The 18,825-nt window shown below is 67.7% G+C and carries 17 protein-coding genes; 5 read left to right on the forward strand and 12 right to left on the reverse strand.

Annotated features, from left to right (window positions below; genetic code table 11):
* Positions 1–42 precede the first annotated feature (42 nt).
* The 6 genes from yjjJ to ACQ66H_RS05785 all read right to left on the reverse strand — a co-directional run bounded on the left by yjjJ (position 43) and on the right by ACQ66H_RS05785 (position 9,023).
* Positions 43–1,386, reverse strand: a complete 1,344-nt coding sequence (yjjJ, locus tag ACQ66H_RS05760; protein WP_430433181.1) for a type II toxin-antitoxin system HipA family toxin YjjJ — start codon at positions 1,384–1,386, stop codon at positions 43–45.
* Positions 1,387–1,713: 327 nt separating this feature from the next.
* A complete protein-coding gene (locus tag ACQ66H_RS05765) occupies positions 1,714–3,159 on the reverse strand; it encodes an MFS transporter (RefSeq protein WP_430433182.1) in 1,446 nt (481 codons plus the stop codon).
* Positions 3,160–3,216: 57 nt separating this feature from the next.
* Positions 3,217–4,023 carry an oxidoreductase gene (locus ACQ66H_RS05770; RefSeq protein ID WP_430433183.1) on the reverse strand — a complete coding sequence of 269 codons (807 nt, stop codon included), beginning with the start codon at positions 4,021–4,023 and terminating at the stop codon, positions 3,217–3,219.
* A gap of 12 nt (positions 4,024–4,035) precedes the next feature.
* A complete protein-coding gene (locus tag ACQ66H_RS05775; protein ID WP_430433184.1) occupies positions 4,036–7,191 on the reverse strand; it encodes an efflux RND transporter permease subunit in 3,156 nt (1,051 codons plus the stop codon).
* Positions 7,188–8,324, reverse strand: a complete 1,137-nt coding sequence (locus ACQ66H_RS05780) for an efflux RND transporter periplasmic adaptor subunit (RefSeq protein WP_430433185.1) — start codon at positions 8,322–8,324, stop codon at positions 7,188–7,190. Before ACQ66H_RS05780 ends, ACQ66H_RS05775 begins: the two co-directional genes overlap by 4 nt.
* A gap of 81 nt (positions 8,325–8,405) precedes the next feature.
* Positions 8,406–9,023 carry a TetR/AcrR family transcriptional regulator gene (locus tag ACQ66H_RS05785; protein WP_430433186.1) on the reverse strand — a complete coding sequence of 206 codons (618 nt, stop codon included), beginning with the start codon at positions 9,021–9,023 and terminating at the stop codon, positions 8,406–8,408.
* A gap of 92 nt (positions 9,024–9,115) precedes the next feature.
* Here ACQ66H_RS05785 and ACQ66H_RS05790 point away from each other — a divergent pair, with 92 nt between their 5' ends.
* On the forward strand, positions 9,116–10,579 hold the full coding sequence (locus tag ACQ66H_RS05790; RefSeq protein WP_430433187.1) for an efflux transporter outer membrane subunit: 1,464 nt from the start codon (positions 9,116–9,118) through the stop codon (positions 10,577–10,579).
* A 131-nt stretch (positions 10,580–10,710) separates the two neighbouring features.
* On the opposite strand, the gene ACQ66H_RS05795 is transcribed toward ACQ66H_RS05790, so the two are convergent.
* A complete protein-coding gene (locus tag ACQ66H_RS05795) occupies positions 10,711–11,700 on the reverse strand; it encodes a GlxA family transcriptional regulator (RefSeq protein ID WP_430433188.1) in 990 nt (329 codons plus the stop codon).
* A 143-nt stretch (positions 11,701–11,843) separates the two neighbouring features.
* On the opposite strand from ACQ66H_RS05795, the gene ACQ66H_RS05800 reads away from it, so the two are divergent.
* Genes ACQ66H_RS05800 through ACQ66H_RS05810 form a run of 3 tightly spaced genes read left to right on the forward strand, consistent with a single transcriptional unit; the run spans position 11,844 to position 13,739 of the window.
* Entirely contained in the window at positions 11,844–12,710 is an 867-nt protein-coding gene (locus ACQ66H_RS05800; protein ID WP_430433189.1) for a CmcJ/NvfI family oxidoreductase, read from the forward strand.
* A gap of 8 nt (positions 12,711–12,718) precedes the next feature.
* Complete coding sequence (locus ACQ66H_RS05805; protein WP_430433190.1) at positions 12,719–13,321, forward strand: 2-hydroxychromene-2-carboxylate isomerase; 603 nt, start codon at positions 12,719–12,721, stop codon at positions 13,319–13,321.
* Positions 13,299–13,739 (forward strand): PaaI family thioesterase, encoded by a 441-nt coding sequence (locus tag ACQ66H_RS05810; RefSeq protein WP_430433191.1) that lies wholly within the window; start codon positions 13,299–13,301, stop codon positions 13,737–13,739. Before ACQ66H_RS05805 ends, ACQ66H_RS05810 begins: the two co-directional genes overlap by 23 nt.
* A 37-nt stretch (positions 13,740–13,776) precedes the next feature.
* Here the strand turns inward: ACQ66H_RS05810 and ACQ66H_RS05815 are convergent, their stop codons facing one another.
* From ACQ66H_RS05815 to ACQ66H_RS05825, 3 genes are all read right to left on the reverse strand, one after another.
* Positions 13,777–13,932: a hypothetical protein gene (locus ACQ66H_RS05815; RefSeq protein WP_430433192.1), complete on the reverse strand. Its 156-nt coding sequence runs from the start codon at positions 13,930–13,932 to the stop codon at positions 13,777–13,779.
* A gap of 14 nt (positions 13,933–13,946) precedes the next feature.
* Entirely contained in the window at positions 13,947–14,855 is a 909-nt protein-coding gene (locus ACQ66H_RS05820; protein WP_430433193.1) for a 2Fe-2S iron-sulfur cluster-binding protein, read from the reverse strand.
* A gap of 304 nt (positions 14,856–15,159) precedes the next feature.
* Entirely contained in the window at positions 15,160–16,068 is a 909-nt protein-coding gene (locus ACQ66H_RS05825; protein ID WP_430433194.1) for a LysR family transcriptional regulator, read from the reverse strand.
* Positions 16,069–16,171: 103 nt separating this feature from the next.
* Here ACQ66H_RS05825 and ACQ66H_RS05830 point away from each other — a divergent pair, with 103 nt between their 5' ends.
* A complete protein-coding gene (locus ACQ66H_RS05830) occupies positions 16,172–16,969 on the forward strand; it encodes a GlcG/HbpS family heme-binding protein (RefSeq protein WP_430433195.1) in 798 nt (265 codons plus the stop codon).
* Between the two features lie 61 nt (positions 16,970–17,030).
* Here the strand turns inward: ACQ66H_RS05830 and draG are convergent, their stop codons facing one another.
* A complete protein-coding gene (draG, locus tag ACQ66H_RS05835) occupies positions 17,031–17,951 on the reverse strand; it encodes an ADP-ribosyl-[dinitrogen reductase] hydrolase (protein WP_430433196.1) in 921 nt (306 codons plus the stop codon).
* A gap of 19 nt (positions 17,952–17,970) precedes the next feature.
* On the reverse strand, positions 17,971–18,810 hold the full coding sequence (locus tag ACQ66H_RS05840; protein WP_430433197.1) for an NAD(+)--dinitrogen-reductase ADP-D-ribosyltransferase: 840 nt from the start codon (positions 18,808–18,810) through the stop codon (positions 17,971–17,973).
* Between the last annotated feature and the right edge of the window lie 15 nt (positions 18,811–18,825).

Raw genomic sequence — 18,825 nt, forward strand, 5'->3', positions numbered from 1 at the left:
CGTCCCGTCAAGTCGCCGTGTGTCTCAGGATCCGCGCGCCGCTCACCCTAGCCGCGCAATCCGCGCGCTCGCCGTGTCGAGGTGATTCGCCAGCGCTGCGATGCAGGGCGCGAATCGTGCGCTGAATCCGCCGTCGCCTGAGACGCGCGCAAGGTAGGCGCGCGCCAGCGCTTCGGCCTGGCGCCAGGTGTCGTGGGCGACGCCGGCGTGGATGACCGCCTCCGGCACGGTGTCCGGCAGGCCGCCGCCGCTGCGCGGGGCGAAGGCCATGGGCGTCATGTCGTAGGCAGGTGCGAGCGCATAGGGGCGGCCTTGTTCAGCAACGAAGGACAGGTTGCCGCCGTGCATGTCGGTGTTGCCGATCAGCGTGCCGAAGGCCCAGAGCAGGCAGGCGCCAGCGGCGGCTTCGGGGGCGATGTGGCGGTCGCGTGCCAGTCGGTGCGCGATGACGGGCCAGCCTTCCGCAGCGGCACCGACGAACTCGGCATCAAGCGCGGTGAGTGACAGCAGTGCGCGCCGGCCGAGCGGGCCGACGCGGTCGAAGCGTTCGACCTGCAGGAAGCGTTGTCCGCCGTGCTCGATCAGGGTGGTGAGGGCGGCCGGGATGCCGGCTTCGCGCAGCACCGAGAGCGCGAGGTGTTCGGCGCGCAGCAGGTCGCGCCAGCGCTCGCTCACCGGGCTGTCTTCGGCTTCGCTGAACTTCACGATCACGTGCCGGGGGCCGGCCGGCGTCATCGCGCAGGCCGTGAATTTCGGCTGTTCGCCACCTGCCGACGAACCGGGTGCGTCGCCTTGTGCTGCGTCGGCGGCCAGACGGACATAGGTTGCGGCAAGGTCGGTGTCGGCGATGGGGGCGGGCAGGGGCTGCGACAGAAAGCGGTCGCGGGCGACTTCACCCACCAGCAGATTCCCCACCATGTCGTGACCGTGTGCCAGCAACGCGCGCAGCGCGTGTGTGTCGCTCCAGTCGGCGAGCCGCGCCGGCAGCCCGAGCGCGGCACCGTGACGCGCAGCGTGGGCGCGGCCGAGAAAGCCCTGCGGGCGCATGTCCATCAGCCACCAGGGCAGGCCCTCGCTATGCAGCGTTGCGCCATCGGTCTGGTGCATCACGAAACCGTCGGGCCGCACCGGCACCAGCGTGCCGAGCAGCGTGATCCGGCCTTCGCTGTGAACGCGGTGGATGGGGATGTCCGGCAGCCCGCGCAACGTGTCGCGCAGCGCGTAACGAATGGATCGCGCGGCGCCGATGCGCACGATGTCGTCGCCCAGCTCGGCCAGCGCACGGGACACCGTCGGCTGGCTGATGCCCATGCTTTCAGCCAGTTGGCGCGCGGTCAGCGGCCCGCTGCTGAGGCGAAGCCGTATCGATTCGGCGTGGGGCGACATTCTTTGAATGGATTTGTGAATAGATAAATGAATATATCACCCGCCGCGTTGAGTGCGCACCTCCGGGGTTCGCCGACAGCAACTCACTCGTCGCGCGCCTTCTCGCCTGCGCCGGATCGAAGTTCGCGGCGGTCCAGCCAGACACTGACGGAGTCCGCCCTCGGCCGACGTTGTGGCGATCGACATGAACGAGGCGGGCCAACTTCTTCGAGAACCGGGTGATCGAGTAACGGACGCACGGCGCGATTCACGTTTTTCGCGCTTCGACGTCGATGATCGCCGCACTCGATGAATGCAATTGCATGAATCGCCTGGCTCGGGCCCCGCTCATTTTTTCGCGCCGGCCGCAGGCGCGGTGTTGACGGGCAGGCACAGCGCGGCGGTCAACAGTGCAAGGCTCATGTGGCACAGATAAACGGCGTCGAAGTCGGCACGGTGCAGACTCGCACCGCCCAACAGCAGCACGGTGAGGGCGACCCCCATGACCGAGCCGATCTGACGTATCGCCTGATTGACCGCGCTGCCGACGGCGTAGTGCTCCGGGGGCAGGTGGCTGGCGGCGGCGCCTGACAGCGACGGCAGCACCATGCCCACGCCGATGCCGCTCATCACCATGCCCGGCAGCCAGTGCGTCAGATAGGCGGGCTCGGTGCCCGGCACCATGAAGAACCACAGCGCGCTGGCCGCGTAGATCAGACAACCGGCGACCAGCACCGGGCGGTGACCGTGCCGCCCGGCCAGACGGCCCGACAGCGCTGCCACCGGAACCACCAGCAGCGGCCCGGGCGCCATCGCCAGGCCGGCCAGTGGAAGCGGGTAGCGCCAGATCGCGTTCATGTAGAAGAAAAATGCGAAGAACATTATCGAGAACGCCGTACCGAAGCTCAACGTGGCGAGATTGACGTAGCGGTAGGTGGCGTTGCGAAACAGCCCCGGATCCACCAGCGGCGCCCCGGCCAGCCGGGCCCAAGCGGCAAAGCCGAGAATGCTCGTCAGCCCGACGCCCGCGGTGGCCAGCAGGTCATGACGCGACCAGTCAGGCGAGTCGGCCTGCACGATGGACAGCGCGAGCGCGCCGATGCCGTGGACCAGCAGGGCGATTCCGACCAGGTCGAGCGGTCGGCCCCGTGCCGGCTGCTTCGCTTCCGTCAGCAGCGTTGCACCGCGCCAGATGGCAAGCATGCCCAGCGGCACGTTCAGATAGAACGCCCATTGCCAGCCGAGCGACGCGATCACGAAGGCGCCCAGGCTGGGGCCCACCGCCGCGGCCAGGCCGCCCACCGCGCCCCACAGGCTGACCGCCACGGCACGCCTGTCGGCGGGGAAGGCCGCCAGCACGAGCGAGAGCGAAGCCGGCGTCAGCAGTGCGGCGCCCAGGGCCTGGAAGACTCTTGCCGCGACCAGCCACTCCACGCTGACCGCCAGACCGCAGGCAACCGACGCCGCCAGAAACAGCGCAACACCAGCGAGAAACACCCGCTTGCGCCCATGCCTGTCTGCCAGGCCGCCCGAAGGAATCAGCATCGCGGCATAGACGACGGTGTAGGCATTCAGCACCCAGGAGAGGTCTGCCGCCGTGGCCTGCGGAAAACCGGCGCGCAAGGCGCTGAAGGCGGCGAACAGCATGGTGCCGTCCATCGACACAAGAAACACCGCCACGCTGGCGACCCAGAACACCGGCCACGGCGAGGCGGCGCCAGCGGGCAGGGCGGGCGACGCCTCTTCGATGATCGGCGGCGAACCCGCCACGGTCTGGCTGTCGGGGGTGGTCATGGCGCGCACGTAGTCGGTTGGTGATTTCTCATGGCCGGGCTCGGTCGGTGTGGATGTTCAGGCGAGCCCGAAGGTCTTCCGCAGGCCCTTCTCGACCGGGCCGGCGGGCATGAAGCGGCGCAGCTTGGCCAGCAGAGACGCTTCGCCCTTCGGCGTATGGCGCATCTTCCATGTACCCAGCGCGGCGCCGACGATCGCGGCGGCGACGCCGTCGGGCCGGGGCGCCTTCTGGACATTGTTCTGGATGGCGCGCGAAACGATGCCGAGCTCCTCGTCGTAATCGGGAATCCTTGAAGTGGCGTGGGGCGCGTTGACATCCAGATTGGTCCGGGTGAAGGACGGTTCGACCAGCGCGACGCGGATGCCGAACTGGCGGACCTCGTGGTCCAGCGATTCGGACAGGCCTTCAACCGCGTGCTTGGAGGCCGCATAGAGCGCCATGTAGGGCGCCGGCAGGAAGCCCAGCACCGAACTGACGTTGACGATGCGGCCGGAGCGCTGCGTGCGCATGTGCGGCAGCACTGCCTTGGTCGTGCGCAGGAGGCCGAAGAGGTTGGTGTCGAACAGCGTCTGCGCTTCGGCGATCGATGTTTCTTCGGCCGCGCCCAGGAGGGTCACGCCCGCACTGTTGACCAGCACGTCGATGCGCGCGGCCTGCGCGATGACCGCCTGGATTCCGCGCTTGACCGAGGCTTCGTCGCGCACATCCATCTCGATCAGCGCAACGCCAGGTACCGGCTCTGCCTTGGCAAGGTTGCGCACGGTGCCGAACACCTGGCAACCCTGACTGGCCAGGCTCAGGGCGGCGGCGCGTCCGATGCCCGATGACACACCGGTAACGACGACGACTTTGGAATGCGACATGACAGTTCCTTTCTATAGGTGACTGGGTTGGAGCACGGACGGGTCAGCGCTGCGCCCCGCGGGCCTGATCCTGAACCAGATGGAATACATGGCCGGCAGGAACACCAGGGTCAGAACGGTGCCGGCGAAGGTGCCGCCGATCAGGGTGTAGGCGAGCGTTCCCCAGAACACCGACTGGGTGAGCGGGATGAAGGCCAGGATGGCGGCGAGGGCGGTCAGGATGACCGGACGCGCGCGCTGCACGGTGGCTTCCACCACCGCATCGAAGGGGGCCAGGCCCGCCTTCTCGTTGTCGTGGATCTGGCCGATCAGGATGAGCGTGTTGCGCATCAGGATGCCGGCCAGCGCAATCAGGCCGACCAGCGCGTTGATGCCGAATGGCTGGTTGAACAGCAGCAGCGTAGGCACCACCCCGATCAGGCCCAGCGGCGCGGTGGCGAACACCATCGTCATCGCCGAGATCGAGCGGACCTGGAAGATGATGGTGATCAGCGTCAGCGCGATCATGACGGGGAAGACCGGCAGCAAGGCGCTGTTGGCCTTGGCGGATTCCTCGATGGAACCGGCCAGTTCGATCCGGTAACCGGCCGGCAGCCTGGCGATGATGGGCTGAAGATCCTGCCAGACGGCGGTGGACACATCCGGCGGTTGCAGCCCCTCAGCGATGTCGCCGCGCACGGTGATGGTCGGCGTGCGGTCGCGGCGGCGCAGGATGGGGTCTTCCATCTGAACCTCCACCGAGCCCACCTGCGACAGCGGAATCCGCTGGCCGGTCGCGCCGACCAGCGTGAAATCGCCGATCCTGGCCGGATCGAGCCGGGTGTGTCCGGCCGAGCGGGCAGCGACCTGCACCGAACGGATGTCTTCGCGCACCTCGGTAATGGGGATGCCGCTCAACAGGAACTGAAGCTGCTGCGCCACGTCGCTGGAGCTGAGGCCGAGGCTCTGCAGCCGGTCCTGGTCGAGCGAGAAGCGCAGCGTGGGAACGCGCTCGCCCCAGTCGGTATTGACCGTGCGCATCTGCGGCGAGGCCTGCATCACGCCGCGCACCTCTGCGGCGATCTCGCGCAGCGTGTTGGCGTCCGGCCCCATCACGCGGAAGGCCACCGGGAAGGGCGAGGGCGGGCCGAACACCAGTTGAGTCGCCCGTACGCGCGCCTCCGGCGCCAGACCGTCGGCCACCGCCTGGCGCAGCCGGAGCTTGAGCGCCTCGCGCGCGTCCTGGTCGTCGGTGAGGACGACAATCTTCGAGAAGGACGGGTCGGGCATCTCCGGCGACATCGCCAGATAGAAGCGCGGTGCGCCCTGCCCGATGTAGGCGGTCACGATCTTCGCTTCCGGCTGCTCGGCCAGCCACGCCTCGACCTTGGCGACCGCCGCACTCGTCTGCTGGATCGCGCTGCCATAGGGCATCTGCACTTCGATCAGCACCTCAGGCCGGTCCGAGGTCGGAAAGAACTGCTTGTTGACCACGCCCATGCCCAGCACCGCGACGACGAAGACACCGATGACGCTCGCCGCCACCAGCCACTTGCGTTGGATCACCGATCCGAGCAGGCGGCGGAAGCGCTGGTAGTTCGGCGTGGCGTAGATCGCCCCGTGCCCGCCCTCGTGCGGCGTGTAGTTGGGCAGCAGTTTGACCCCGAGGTAGGGCGTGAACACCACGGCAACGATCCATGACGCGATCAGCGAAATGCCGACGACCCAGAACATATTGCTGGTGTATTCGCCAGCGGTCGATTTGGCGAAACCGTTCGGCATGAAGCCGATCGCCGTCACCAGCGTCCCCGACAGCATGGGTGCGGCGGTATGGCTCCACGCGTAGGCGGCTGCGCGGATGCGGTCGTAGCCTTCCTCCATCTTCACCACCATCATCTCGATGGCGATGATTGCGTCATCGACCAGCAGGCCGAGGGCGAGGATCAGCGAACCCAGCGTGATGCGGTCGAAGTTCTTGCCGGTGGCGGCCATGACGACGAAGACGGCGGCCAGGGTCAGCGGCACCGCGGCCGACACCACGATGCCGGCACGCCAGCCCATGCTCAGGAAGCCCACCAGCATCACCACGCCGAGCGCGGCAACGAACTTGAGCATGAATTCATCGACGGCCGAACTGATGTTGACCGACTGGTCCGTGACCTTGGACAGGCTGATGCCCAGCGGGAGCTCGGCGTTGATCGCGGCGGCTTCGGCCTCCAGCGCGCGGCCAAGATCGAGGCCGTTCCAGCCCTCGCGCATCACGACCTCGAGCAGCAGGGCCGGTTCACCGTTGTTGCGGATGAGGAAGCTGGCCGGGTCCTCGTAGCCGCGCTTCACCTCGGCCACGTCGCCGAGCTTGAGCGTGCGTCCGCGCGCCGCGACCGGCGTGTTGCGGATCGCTTCCAGGTCGTCGATCGCGCCGTCCAGCCGGATGAACACCTGCGGCCCCCTGGCTTCGATCGAGCCCGCGGGCGTCATGACGTTGCGCCCGTTCAGCGCCGCGAAGAGGGCTTGCGGCGAGACGCCGAGGGTCGCGAGGCGGTCGTGGGAGAACTCGACGAAGATCCGTTCGGCCTGTTCGCCGATGATGTTCACCTTGTTGACGCCCGGCACGTGCAGCAGGCGCTGGCGCAGTGTCTCCGCATCGCGCACGAGCTGTCGCTGCGCGGCGCCGCGCGCCTTCAAGGCGTAGAGCGCGAAGGTCACGTCGGCGTATTCGTCGTTCACCATCGGGCCAATGACGCCACGCGGCAGCTTGAGCGCCTCGTCGCCAAGTTTCTTGCGCGCCTGATAGAACTCCTCGGGTACGTCAGCCGGCGGTGTGCTGTCGAGCAGGTTCAGCGTGGTGAAGGCGAGGCCCGGGCGCGTGTAGGTCTCGGCCCGGTCATACCAGCGCAATTCCTGCAGGCGCTTTTCCAGCGGTTCGGCGACGAGTTCTTCCATCTCCTTCGCAGTGGCGCCGGGCCAGGCGGTCACCACCGTCATCTGCTTGATCGTGAAGGCCGGGTCTTCCGCCCGGCCCAGCGTCAGGAACGCCACCGCGCCGGCGACGAAGATCACGATCATCATGAAAAGGGTGACCGAGCGCTCGCGTACGGCCAGAGCCGACAGGTTGAAGGCGCTCGGCGAATCCCCTGCCGGGTGGCGGGCAGGGGCCGTGCCTTCGGTCGAATGCGTCGGTGCGCTCATTGCAGCGCTCCGCTGGACGCCGCCACACGTGCGGCGTTCTTGCTGTCTGCCACGCGGACATGTTCGCCTTCCTGCAGCAGGTGGGCGCCCAGCACGACGATGCGATCCCCGGCGGAGACGCCGCCGGTAATCGCAGCGGTTTCCGTACCGAGGCCAGCCACCTGAACCGCACGCCAGGTGACCCGGGGTCCGGGTTCCGTGCCGGGCTCACCTTCGACCACCCATACACCGGGTCCCTTGCCGGGATCGAAGAGCGCACCGATCGGTACCTGCAGCGCCGGGGCGGCGCCGTCGCGCGGGATGTGGATGGACACGGTCGAGCCCAGTGGCGCTTCCGCCAGCCGGCCCTCCAGCACGTAGCGCGCTTCGAAGGTGCGTGTAAGCGGGTTGGCGGCATCCGACAGCTGGCGCAGCCGGGCTGCACCGGTCAGCCCGCTGCCGTACAGCGTGGCGACGCCTGCCGAGCCGACCGCCGGGCGCAAGGTTTCGGGGAGATCGACCACCGCTTCGCGGCGACCGACATGGGCGAGACGCACGACCACCTGCCCGGCGCCGACGACCTGGCCCGGCTCTACCAGAGTGTCCACCACCACGCCGTCGGCGTCGGCGAGCAGGACTGCGTAGCCGGTTTCGTTGCGGGCCATGTCGGCCTGCGCCTGGGCTGCGTCCAGTTCGGCCCGCGCCGCGTCGGCGGCGGCTTTGATCTGGTCGTAGGCGGAAGCGGACACCGCGCCGGTCGCGACGAGATCGCGGTATCGCGCTTCGTCTTCCGTGGTCTGGCGTGCCCGCGCCGTGGCAGCGGTGACGGCCTCGTCACGGGCGCGCGTGGCAAGCCGCAGGTCGGTGGGGTCGATGCGCATGAGCTGCTGGCCGCGCTTGACGGTCTGGCCGGTATCGACCAGGCGCTCCACGATCTTGCCCGGAACGCGGAAACCCAGATCGCTCTGCACGCGCGCCGCAACGACGCCGGTGAAGGACCGGTCAGCCTGTGCGGCGGCCTCAACTGCCCCGACCCGTACCAGGGGAATCCGGGTGCGCGGGTCGATCGAAGACGTGGCCTCGCCGCACGCCGCCAGAGCCAGAGGCAGCAGGCCGACGACGGCGAAGAAGGGAAGAGAGCGGCGCTGGAACATGGTGACCTCCGGGAACGAAGGCCTCCATCCTCCATCTAGTGACCAATGTTGTCAATAGTCACTTTTCACTTCTTGCTGATCTCAGGGTGCAAGACTGCGCAGCACCAGACTGGAGAGCTGCGTCGGTGCCTCGTCGGCCACATCCAGGTTGTACTGGAGCAGCAACGGATTCACATACGGCTGCATGACCAGATCGATCGCGTGCACCGTCTCGTCCAGCGGGGTCTTGCGCTCGAACTCTCCGCTCTCCCGACCTTCGCGGACGATGTCGGTCATGATCTGCCGGATGCGCTCGCAGTAGGCGCGTGCAGACGGCCAGCCCTCGCCGGCGGAATGCGCGGCGATGTCGTAAAGCTTGCGGTCGTTGAAGAACAGGCCCACGCCGGTCGACACCAAGGTCTTGAACATTCGTCGGAATTTTTCCGTAGGCGTGGGTGCGCCGGCCACCGCTTCCTCGACCGCAAGAATGATGGCGCTCAAGGACTGGGCGCAGATGGCCTCGCCGATGGCCTGCTTCGAGTCGAAGAACTTGTAGATGTAGGCCTTGGAAAAACCGATCGCCTTGGCCAGATCCGAAACCGTGGTCTTCTCGTAGCCGTAGTGACTGAAGTGTTCTCCGGCCGCCGCAACGATCTGCTCTCGAACGCTGTGGTCAACGGGACCGCGCGCCTGGGGTGTGCTTGTGTCAATTTCGCTCATGGAAAAACGATACCGCGTCGATGATGGCTTGACAATAAGTGACCAAGTTAGATTATAGTCACTTCACGCATTCAACTTTCCGGGAGATCTTAATGTTCGCCTATCCCCGCTCCCTCGTTCTGCTTCTGAGCGCCGCTGTCTTGACGGGCTGCGCCGTCGGTCCTGAGTATCGACAGCCCGAGATCGCGCTCTCGCCGGTCTTTATCGGGCAGGAGGCCGTTGATCGCCGGCAGGTTCTGCAGCAGGCGGACCTCACGAACTGGTGGGCCGCCTTCAATGATCCTCTGCTCGAGCGCTTCGTGTCCCTGGCGCAGGAACAGAACCTGGACATCGCGCAGGCGGCGGCCCGGGTCGCCCAGTCGCGTGCCGGGCTAGGCGCAGCCAACGCCGCACTGCTGCCCTCGGGCCAGATAGCGGGGGAAGCGGCCAGGGCATATCGCTCCGTCGAAACCCCCTTGGGGCAGATCCTGAATTCGGCGCCCGGTTTCGACCGTTACGGCAGTGCCTACGAAACCAATGTTGCCGCGAGTTGGGAGCTGGACGTGTTCGGTGGTCTGCGCCGCGGCCGGGAGGCGGCATGGGCCGAGTATCAGGCTTCGGAAGCGGGCGCGGTCGCGACGCGTCTGGCAGTGACGGCACAGACAGCCGACATCTACATCACCGTCCGTGGATTGCAGGCCCGGCTCGACGTCGCTCGCCGACAGGTAAGGACGCAGCAGGACTTGCTCGCAACCATCAAGCTTCTGCATGGAAAAGGGCTCGCAGCCGAACTTCAAGTGAGGCAGGCGGAAGGCGCGCTGGCCCAGGTTCAGGCCTCGGTTCCGGTGCTCGAAGCGGGTCTGGACGCCGCGATGAACGCGCTGGACCTGATGCTGGGCTCTCCGCCGGGCACGCATCGGGCCGAACTGGCCGAAACCCGTGATATTCCGGCTGCCCCGCAGATCGTCGCCACGGGGACGCCGGCCGACCTGCTTCGCCGCCGGCCTGACCTGATCGCGGCCGAGCGTCGCCTGGCCGCGTCCAGCGCACGTATTGGCGGTGCCATCGCCGAGTACTACCCGAAACTTTCTCTGAGCGGACTGATAGGCAGCGCGACCTCGGTGGCGAGCGGCAATCTGTTCACCAGTGGCGCCGGTCAGGCCGCAGGCGTGCTCGGCCTGCGCTGGCGTCTGTTCGACTTCGGCCGCATCGATGCGCAGATCGATCTGGCGAAGGGGCAGGAAGCGGAACTGCTCTCTGCATATCGACTTGCCGCCTTGCGGGCAACCGAAGACGTGGAGAACGCGCTGTCGTCCTTGGTCAGGCGCGAAGAGCAGGCCGCAGTGCTGACTCGAGGTGTGGACGCCTTCAGTCGCGCACGGGACGCCTCGTTTGCGGCGTATCAGAAGGGTGTCGTCAGCCTGGTCGAAGTCCTGCAAGCCGACGAGAACCTGTTACGTGCCTCCGATGCGCATGTTCAGGCGCAGACTGAATCCGTACGCGCTGCGGTCGCTGCCTTCAAGGCACTGGGTGGCGGTTGGCAGGCACGCGAATCGGACGCGCTGGTCGTCAGGTAGCCGCGGCGCTTAGCGCCGAGGGCTTCGTTCGGGGTGGCTGCAGGGGAGCACGAGCGTGTCATGACGCGCATCGGCATCTTCTTCACCGCCTGTGATCGAGCGGTGGCGAGGCAGTGGGTGGTGCGTTTCGGTCAGCGGCCGTCGCTCGCCGCGCGTGACCGCGACCGCACGTCCCGCGCCGTAACGCCGCGCTCGCGGCGCAGCAGTTTGCGCAGCATCGACGGGTCGGCGTAGCCGACCTGGGCGGCCACCGATTCCAGCGAGGCGTGGCCGGTTTCGAGCAACTGGGTGGCGCGCTCGACGCGCAGTTTCTGCACGTACTGGATGGGCGACATGCCGACCGCCGACGCGAAGTGGCGGCTCAGCGTGCGCGGCGTCATGTGCAGCGCGTCGGCCAGCAAGGCGAGGGTGACCGGTTCGCCGAGGCGGCTCTGCAGCCAGCGGTCGGCGCGCTGCAGCGTCGGCGTCTGCCGTGCCAGATGTGACGCGATGGCGTACTGGCTCTGCGATACGCGGTGGTCCAGCATCAGGAAGCGGGCGCAGCTGCGCGCCAGTTCGTCCGAGCCGTGGCGGGCCACCAGCGCGAGCATCAGGTCGGCCTGTGCCAGCGCGGCGCCAGCGGTGCTGATCGGGCCGTCGCTGACGACCATGCGCGCCATGTCCAGATCGACCCGTGGGTAGCGCTCGCGGAACCATGGCGCCAGCCACCAGCTGGTGGTGGCCATGCGCCCGTCGAGCAGCCCCGCCTGCGCCAGCGCGAAGGTGCTGACGCAGGACGCAGCCACTTCAGCGCCGCCTTCCAGCCAGCCGCCCACTCGTTCCGTCGCCTTCACGATCTCGCGCGTCAACAGCCATTCCTCCAGCGCTTCGCGGTGGGCGCGGTTGGCGCCCGGCAGCAGCACCAGATCGGGCGGCGGCAGGTCGGCCATGCGCGCAAGCGGCCCCACTTCAAGCCCCGAGCCACTGCGCTCCCGACGTCGTCCGGTGCCGGCCAGTGTCACCTCGAAAAGCGGCGCTCGCCCAGCCTGCAGACACAGGCGGTTGGCGGTGTTCATCACGTCCAGCGTGATGCCCAAGCTGATGTCGAGCACGCCGGGCAGGATCAGTACGGCTGTTTTCATGATGTCCATATTAGCCTTTTTGATGTCGATCCAGACACTCGATCAAGGCGTCTGGAAGCGGCAGCATGAGTCCTGGGCACGGAAGGCCGCATCTGCTCGGCAACGGCGGCGAGTGCCTGCCCGACGACTAACAGGAGCCTCATGTGAATACCCCTGACGAACGCTTCCTTCATCGCGACCGTGCCCGCCCGGCGCACACCACCGGCGGACTGGACTACCTGCACGACAGCGCGGGCGCGCCGTTCAACTACATGTACCCGCCGCCCGACGGCGAGCCGTGGGAGAACTGCAGTTACCGCACGCACAACGTCAACATCGCCGACGCCCGGCCGGCCGCGCAGCACTTCCTGCTTCACCGTCACGGCTTCGAACTGCGCGAAGTGCCGACCCGCCTCGATGGCTTCACCGACGACGCGTTGATCCGTGCCCGCTACTACCCGGAGGTCGAGGCCATCGCCTGCGAGGCGGCCGGCGGTGTTCGCGCGCTGTGCTTCGATCACCAGATACGCCGGCGCAGCCGTGACGAACAGCAGCTCACCTTCGGCCGGCAGCACGCCCAGGCCTCGGCGGTCGGGCGCGTGCATAACGACTACTCCGAGGCGAGCGGTCTGCGCCGCCTCGCGCTGGTGCTGCCCGACGAGGCGGTGCGCGCGCGTATCCGGCGCTATGCGGTGGTGAACGTGTGGCGCCCGTTGATCGAGCCGGTGATCGACGCGCCGCTGGCGCTGTGCGACGCCCGCACGGTGATGGCACAGGATCTGGTCGCGGCGGAAATCCGCTACCCAGGCCGCAGCGGCGAAATCTACGTGCTGAAGCACTCGCCGCAGCACCGCTGGCATTACTTTCCGTGCATGACGAGGCGCGAGGTGCTGGTGTTCAAGCAATACGACGCGCAGGCGAGCGGGGTGTCGCGCTTCACGCCGCACGCCGCCTTTCTCGACTCGGCCACACCAGCCGACGCGCCGCTGCGCGCCAGCATCGAGGCGCGCTGCCTCGTGCTGTTCGACTGAGGCGCGCCATGAACGCCCCGGTCATCGAATACTGGTTCGACTTCGCCAGCCCCTACAGCTACCTGAGCACGGCGCACATCGACACGCTGGCGCGGCTGCGTGGCGTGCGCGTGCTGTGGCGTCCGCTGCTGCTCGGCCCGATCTTTCGCGCCGCCGGCTGGCAGGCTTCGCCCTTCCTGCAGCAGCCGGCCAAGTTCGCCTGGATGTGGACCGACCTCGCGCGACAGTGCGCGCGGCACGCGCTGCCCTGGCGCAAGCCGTCGCAGTTTCCGCGCAACGGCGTGCTGCCCGCGCGCATCGCGCTCGCACATGCCGAAGCGCCGTGGATCGCAGCTTTCTGCACACGCGTTTTCGAACTGAATTTCGTCGATGACACGGACATCGACGACGCCAATGCGATGCGTCGCCTGCTCGGCGAACTGGGCCAACCGGCCGACGCGGTGATCGCGCGCGCGCAGTCGCCGGAGGTGAAGCAGGCACTGCGCGCGCAGACCGAGCAGGGCGCGCAGCGCGGCCTGTTCGGCGCGCCCAGCTTCTTCGTCGGCGACGCGCTGTACTGGGGCAACGAACAGCTGGAGGACGCACTCGATGCCGCCATCCACCGTCGATGATTGCAGCGCCGCACCGGAGAGCTTCACGCCGCGCGTGCTGCGCGGCCCTTTCTTCGGCGGCCGCACGGTGTTCACCGGCGGCGCGCTCACGGATCTGTTCGCGGCACGCATTACCGCCGACGACTGCAACGGGCTGGGCATCACGCACGGCGGCGTCATCGCCACGCTGGCCGACATCTTCCTGATCGGCTTCATCGCCGCACAGCTGCCGGCGCAGGCCCGGCTGGTGACCGCCAGCCTGATGGTCGACTATCTCGGTCCGAGCCGCGCGGGTGACTGGCTGCTCGGCCGCACCCATGCGCACCGCATCGGTCGGCGCCAGTGTGTCGCGGCGGGCGAGTTCCGCGTCGGCGAGCGGACGGTTGCGCTGATCAGGGCGAGCTGCGCCCTCCTTGCTGATACCCGAACGCCGCAATGACGAATCGCTGCTTTGCTGTTACCCCCGAACCGCCTTACTACGTGGTGATCTTCTCGGCGCGGTGCACGCCGGGCGACGACGGGTCAGCACCCGGTGCGGTAGGTCCGGGATGGAAGGGAATGAACGGGCCGGTATTCGCCAGCGTGGTGGACTGACGGGAGGCCACGCCGCCGCCGCGCCCGCGCCCGTTCATACGTCACGCCTGCTTCAACCGGCGACCGCTTCCGCCGCGCGACGCAGGGCGGCCTCTTCCTGCTCGATCCACTGCTTCAGCTTCTCGACGTGTTCCGCCTCTTCGCGCACGAACTCCTTCGCCACCTTGCGGATGTTCTCGTCGCGCGTGGTGTTGGCAATCGCGTAGTAGAACTCGTAGCCACGGCGTTCGCCCTGCAGCGCGGCCTTGAGCGCACCGAGACGCGTCAGGGCGGGATCGCCGGCCCACAGTGCGGTCTTTTCCGGGGTGGTGTTGTCGGGCCATGCGGAACTGGCCGGCAGGTTTTCCACCACCTCGTACTTCACGCACCTGGCCTTGGCTTCTTCCAGATGCAGGCGCGAATAGCTGCCGAGCTGCGCGAACAGCGCAGCCACGTCGCTGTTGCCGCAGGCGTTCATGCGCTCCGCCAGTTCTTCGAAGTGCACGGCAGCGTCTTCTTCGACCTTGACCGCATAGTTCAGGAACTGGTCGAGCGTCTGGATGCCGACACCGCCCTTGTAGATCGCGGCGGCGATCGATAGCGCCGGTCCCTTCACCGGCTTGGTCACGTCGCCTTCGAACACGACGGCGATATCCTCGTCGCGGACGAAGCACTGGCAGGCCAGCCGGTGACGCGGCGGCATGTCATTCACTTCGGCGTCCATGATTTCCTGCTTGGTGATCTTGCCGAGCTGACGCAGGATTTCCTTTTCCTTTTCGGTCAGGGCGATGCCATAGCGCACGGTCGGGCTGTAGTGCACGACCTCCACCAGGCACGAGCCGCATTCACCGTCCTGACAGTCGAACGGAATCGGGATGTTGTTGGCTTTGGCGAGGGCGAGCAGCGTGCCGCGTTCGCCAGCCACCGCATAGACCGTGAGGTCGCGCGGCATCAACGGAGAAGAGAAGGTTACGTTAGCCATTTCAGGGCTCCAGGTTGTGTCCGGATCGGACCCGGTCTGATTGCAAGTTGCATGCCCCTCGAATGGCGCCTCCGTGTAATCGTCATGACATGAATGCGTGCCGGGAAGTCATTGATCCACATCATGAAATGTTGGTTTGTCCGGCTTTCACGAAGGTGGATGAATGACGGAGTTGATCTGCTTCAAGGCGGTTTGGAAGTGCTGTGCTAACGCCTGCATTGCAGGGGCGTGGCGCATTGTGGACAGACCTGTCGGCTACGCAGTGTTTGCGACACAAAGCGCATCGCCGACGACCGCGTGCAGTTCAACTTCCGTCCTGTCCGTCGTCCTTCAGACCGGTGACGAGGGCGTCGAACACAAGACGCACCCGCGCCGGCACCGGGCCGCGCTGCGGGCGATACACCATCACGTCCCACGGCGGCGGCGCGTCCTTCTCCAGCACCTCGACCAGTCGCCCGGCGCGCACATGGGTGCGCGCCAGATAGTCGGGCAGCTGCGCGAACGCGATGCCGGCCAGCGCCGCTTCGCATTCGGCCGCCGGGTCGTCGGTGAAGAAGGCGGGCTGCTGCGGCAGCAGTGTGCGCTCGCGGCTGAAGAACCAGTGCCACGGGCGATTGGTGTTGCGGTTGATCAGCGCGCTGGTGGGCAGCGCGTGCAGCGCATCGACCGAGGGCGGCATGCCGACGCGTTCGATCAGTGCCGGGCTCGCATGCACGCCGAACGCAACTTTGCCGACCCGACGCATCACGTAGCGCGCGTGGCTCAGCACACCCATGCGCACGCCGATGTCGATCTGTTCGTCAACGGCGTCGCTCAGTTCGTCCGACAGCCGGATGTCGATGGCAATGCCGGGGTGCTCCACCGCGAGCCGGGTCAGGATGGGCAGCACGAGCAGACGACCGAGCGCGCGCGGCGCAGTGATGCGCACGCGCCCGGCCATCGCCGCGGCCGCCCGTTTTTCCGCGGGCCGCAGCACCTCGTCGAGTTGCGACAGGGTTGCTGCGGCTTCGGCCGCCTTGGCGGTGCCGAACTCGGTGATGCGCGTCTGCCGCGTCGTGCGGAGGAACAGCGTTTCGCCGAAGTGATCTTCGAGCCGGCGGACGGCCCGGGTAACCGCCTGCGGCGACAGGCCCAACCGGGTGGCGGCCTCGCGGAAGTTCTTCGCGTCGGCGGCGGCGACGAAGATGCGCAGCGCGTCCTGCAGTGAATTCATGGTCTGCCGGAAAGTGGAATACTGAAATCCGGATCATTCCATTTATTTCCACTCTCCGCATCCCGATACTGGCTACATCACCCATTCAACAGAGGATGCAGTCATGAAAGCCCTTCACACTTCCATCGTCACTTCCTTCGCCGTGCTGGCCGGTCTGGCCGCTGCGCCGGCTTTCGCAGCGCCGCAGGGCGCGGACATCAAGGCACTCGCCGCCGAGTGCGCGGCACTGCCCGGCCATGCCGAATTGCGCGAGGCACTCACCCGCGCCCGCCGCGCCGACAACGGCGGCTTCGATCTCGACATGTGGGGCACCGTCGTGAGCCGCAGCGGCACGGTGTGCGCGGTGGCCTTCACCGGCGAAAGCAACGCCAGCCAGTGGCCGGGCAGCCGGGCCATTTCGGCGCAGAAGGCGAATACCGCCAATGCTTTCAGCCTGCCGACGCTGGCCCTGGCCACCGCCAATCTGTACAGCGCCACGCAGCCGGGCGGCAGCCTGTTCGGTCTGCAGGAAAGCAATCCGGTCAATGCCGCTTTGGCGTACGCCGGCCCGGCGACCGCGTGGGGGCAGGCGAACGATCCGCTGGTCGGACAGCGCATGGGCGGCGTGAATGTGTTCGGCGGCGGGCTGGCGCTGTACAGCGCGCAGGGCGAACTGCTGGGCGCGCTCGGCGTGTCCGGCGACAGCTCCTGCGCCGATCACGCCATCGCCTGGCGTACGCGCAACCTGCTGCGCCTCGACTACGTGCCGGCCGGCGTCGGCCCGGATGGCGTCGATCAGATCACCTTCGACGGCGACTGGAAGCAGCCGCACTGCGTCAATGCCGCGACCGAAGATGCGGTGGTGAAGGCCTTGCCGCCCACCCGCCGCCGCGAAGGGTTGGCTGCGACCACGCAGGACTGAGCGGCACGGAGGGCGCCCATCGCGGCGCCCTCCGTCCGCGCCAAGTCGGCAGCGGAACGATCTAGCCTCGACGGCTCATCGCCAGCAGCCCGCTTGTCTGGTCGGTGATCGCCATCACCACGTCGCGTTGCAAACGGCTCAGCCAGCGCTCGGGCAGGGCGCGCGCGCCGCAGCGGGCGCCGGCCAGCATGCCGACCAGGGCGCCGGTGGTGTCGGCGTCGTCGCCCATGTTGACGGTGGCGACGAGGGCCGTTTCGAAATCGGCGTGGCTCACGAAGTGGTACAGCACGGTCTGCACCGTATCGACGACGTAAGCGGTGGCGCGGCCGGGGTAGGGCTGGAAGGCGAAAGCGGGGTTGTCGCGCACCCAGTCAGCGACCCATGCGCAGCAGTCAGTGTGCGACGCGCCGCCGAGGATGCGCGCCAGGAGCCGGGCCATGCTCAGTGTGGCCGCGTCGGACTGCGGGTGATGGTGGGTGATGCGCGCCTGCGCAAGGCTCACGCGTTCCAGCGCTGCGTCGTCGCGCAGCAGCGCCAGCACGGTCGGCAGGTTGCGCATCAGTGCGCCATTGCCGCCGTCGCGTTCGTTCTGCAGGCCGCTCAGGCTGCCATCGCCCAGGTAGCGCTGCAGTCCGCGCCGACAGGTGTTGCCGCAATCCACCGGCTTGCCGCGCAGCCAGCCGACGAAGGCGTCGGCGATCGTGCGCGTCGTCGCCGTCATGTGTTCGTCGCTGGCGAGGCGCGCGCCGCCCACCTCCAGCAGCGCATCGCCCAGCGCCAGACTCATCGTCGTGTCGTCCGTCACCTGGCCGCGCGCGAGCTTCAGCCAGCCGCCGCCGACGATGTCGCGGTGCTCGCCGTACTGCGCCCGGATTTCGCGCGGGCGCATGAATTCGACCGTGGCGCCCAGCGCGTCGCCGATGGCCAGTCCGAGGTAGGCGCCGAGGGCGCGGTCGTACAGCGTGTCGAAGTCGTCAGTCATAGCGGGTAAGAGAGCGGATTCATTGGCAGCTCGCCTGTGCCGGGTAGTCGCCGCCCAGCGCCAGTACTTCCTGTTCGCCGTGCAGCACCGGGCCGGGCAGCAGGCCGGGCCACACCAGCAGCTTGCAGCGCGGCACCTGCAGTTCGAACACCCAGTCGCCGAAGCAGCCCGCTTCGTCGCGCGACAGCGAGAACGACGCGATGCTGTTCAGGCGCACCGTGCATTGACTGTCCTGCAGCCGCCCGGCGACCAGCTGCTCTTCGGCGCGCGTGCTGCCGCGCCACAGGCGCACATGAGTGCCCTGCGGCTGCTGCGGCAGGCCGAAACGGTCGAGCGCCCACTGGCTGAATTCGTACAGCAGGTCTAGCTGCTGGTGGATGCAGTTGCCGTGGTAGCGGCTGGCCGCCTTCTCTTCGAGATAGCTGACCCAGGCGGGCGACGGGAAGCGCTCCAGCCTTGCCTTGTGGAACATGGGCACCAGGCCGAAGCGGCTTTCCACCCAGCCTTTCAGCACGGCGCCGGCCGGGCCGTTGGCGTCGCCGCCCCAGCCCTGCAGCAGACGGCGCCAGCTGCAGCGCCAGCGTCGTGCCTCGGCGCTGTCGCGCGGCGCGTCCGCCGGCTGCAGGCCGAAGGCAATGGCGACGTAGTGCTCGAACACGTCGTGCGCTTCCGGCAGATCCGCGCAGCGATCGAGCAAGGCGAACAGGCCGCGGTGCGCCTCGCGCGTGCCGGCGATGTGCAGCGGCAAAGGGTGTTCGTTGAACAGCCGGCTGGCCAGCACCGGCGCGGGCACGCCGACCAGATTGGTGCTGTACCAGCGGTGCGGCTGGGCATCCGCAGTCTCGCCTGTGTCAGGCAAGACTGCGGACGCATC

The organism is Methyloversatilis sp., assembly GCF_965284615.1.
In the GTDB taxonomy this organism is placed as follows: domain Bacteria; phylum Pseudomonadota; class Gammaproteobacteria; order Burkholderiales; family Rhodocyclaceae; genus Methyloversatilis.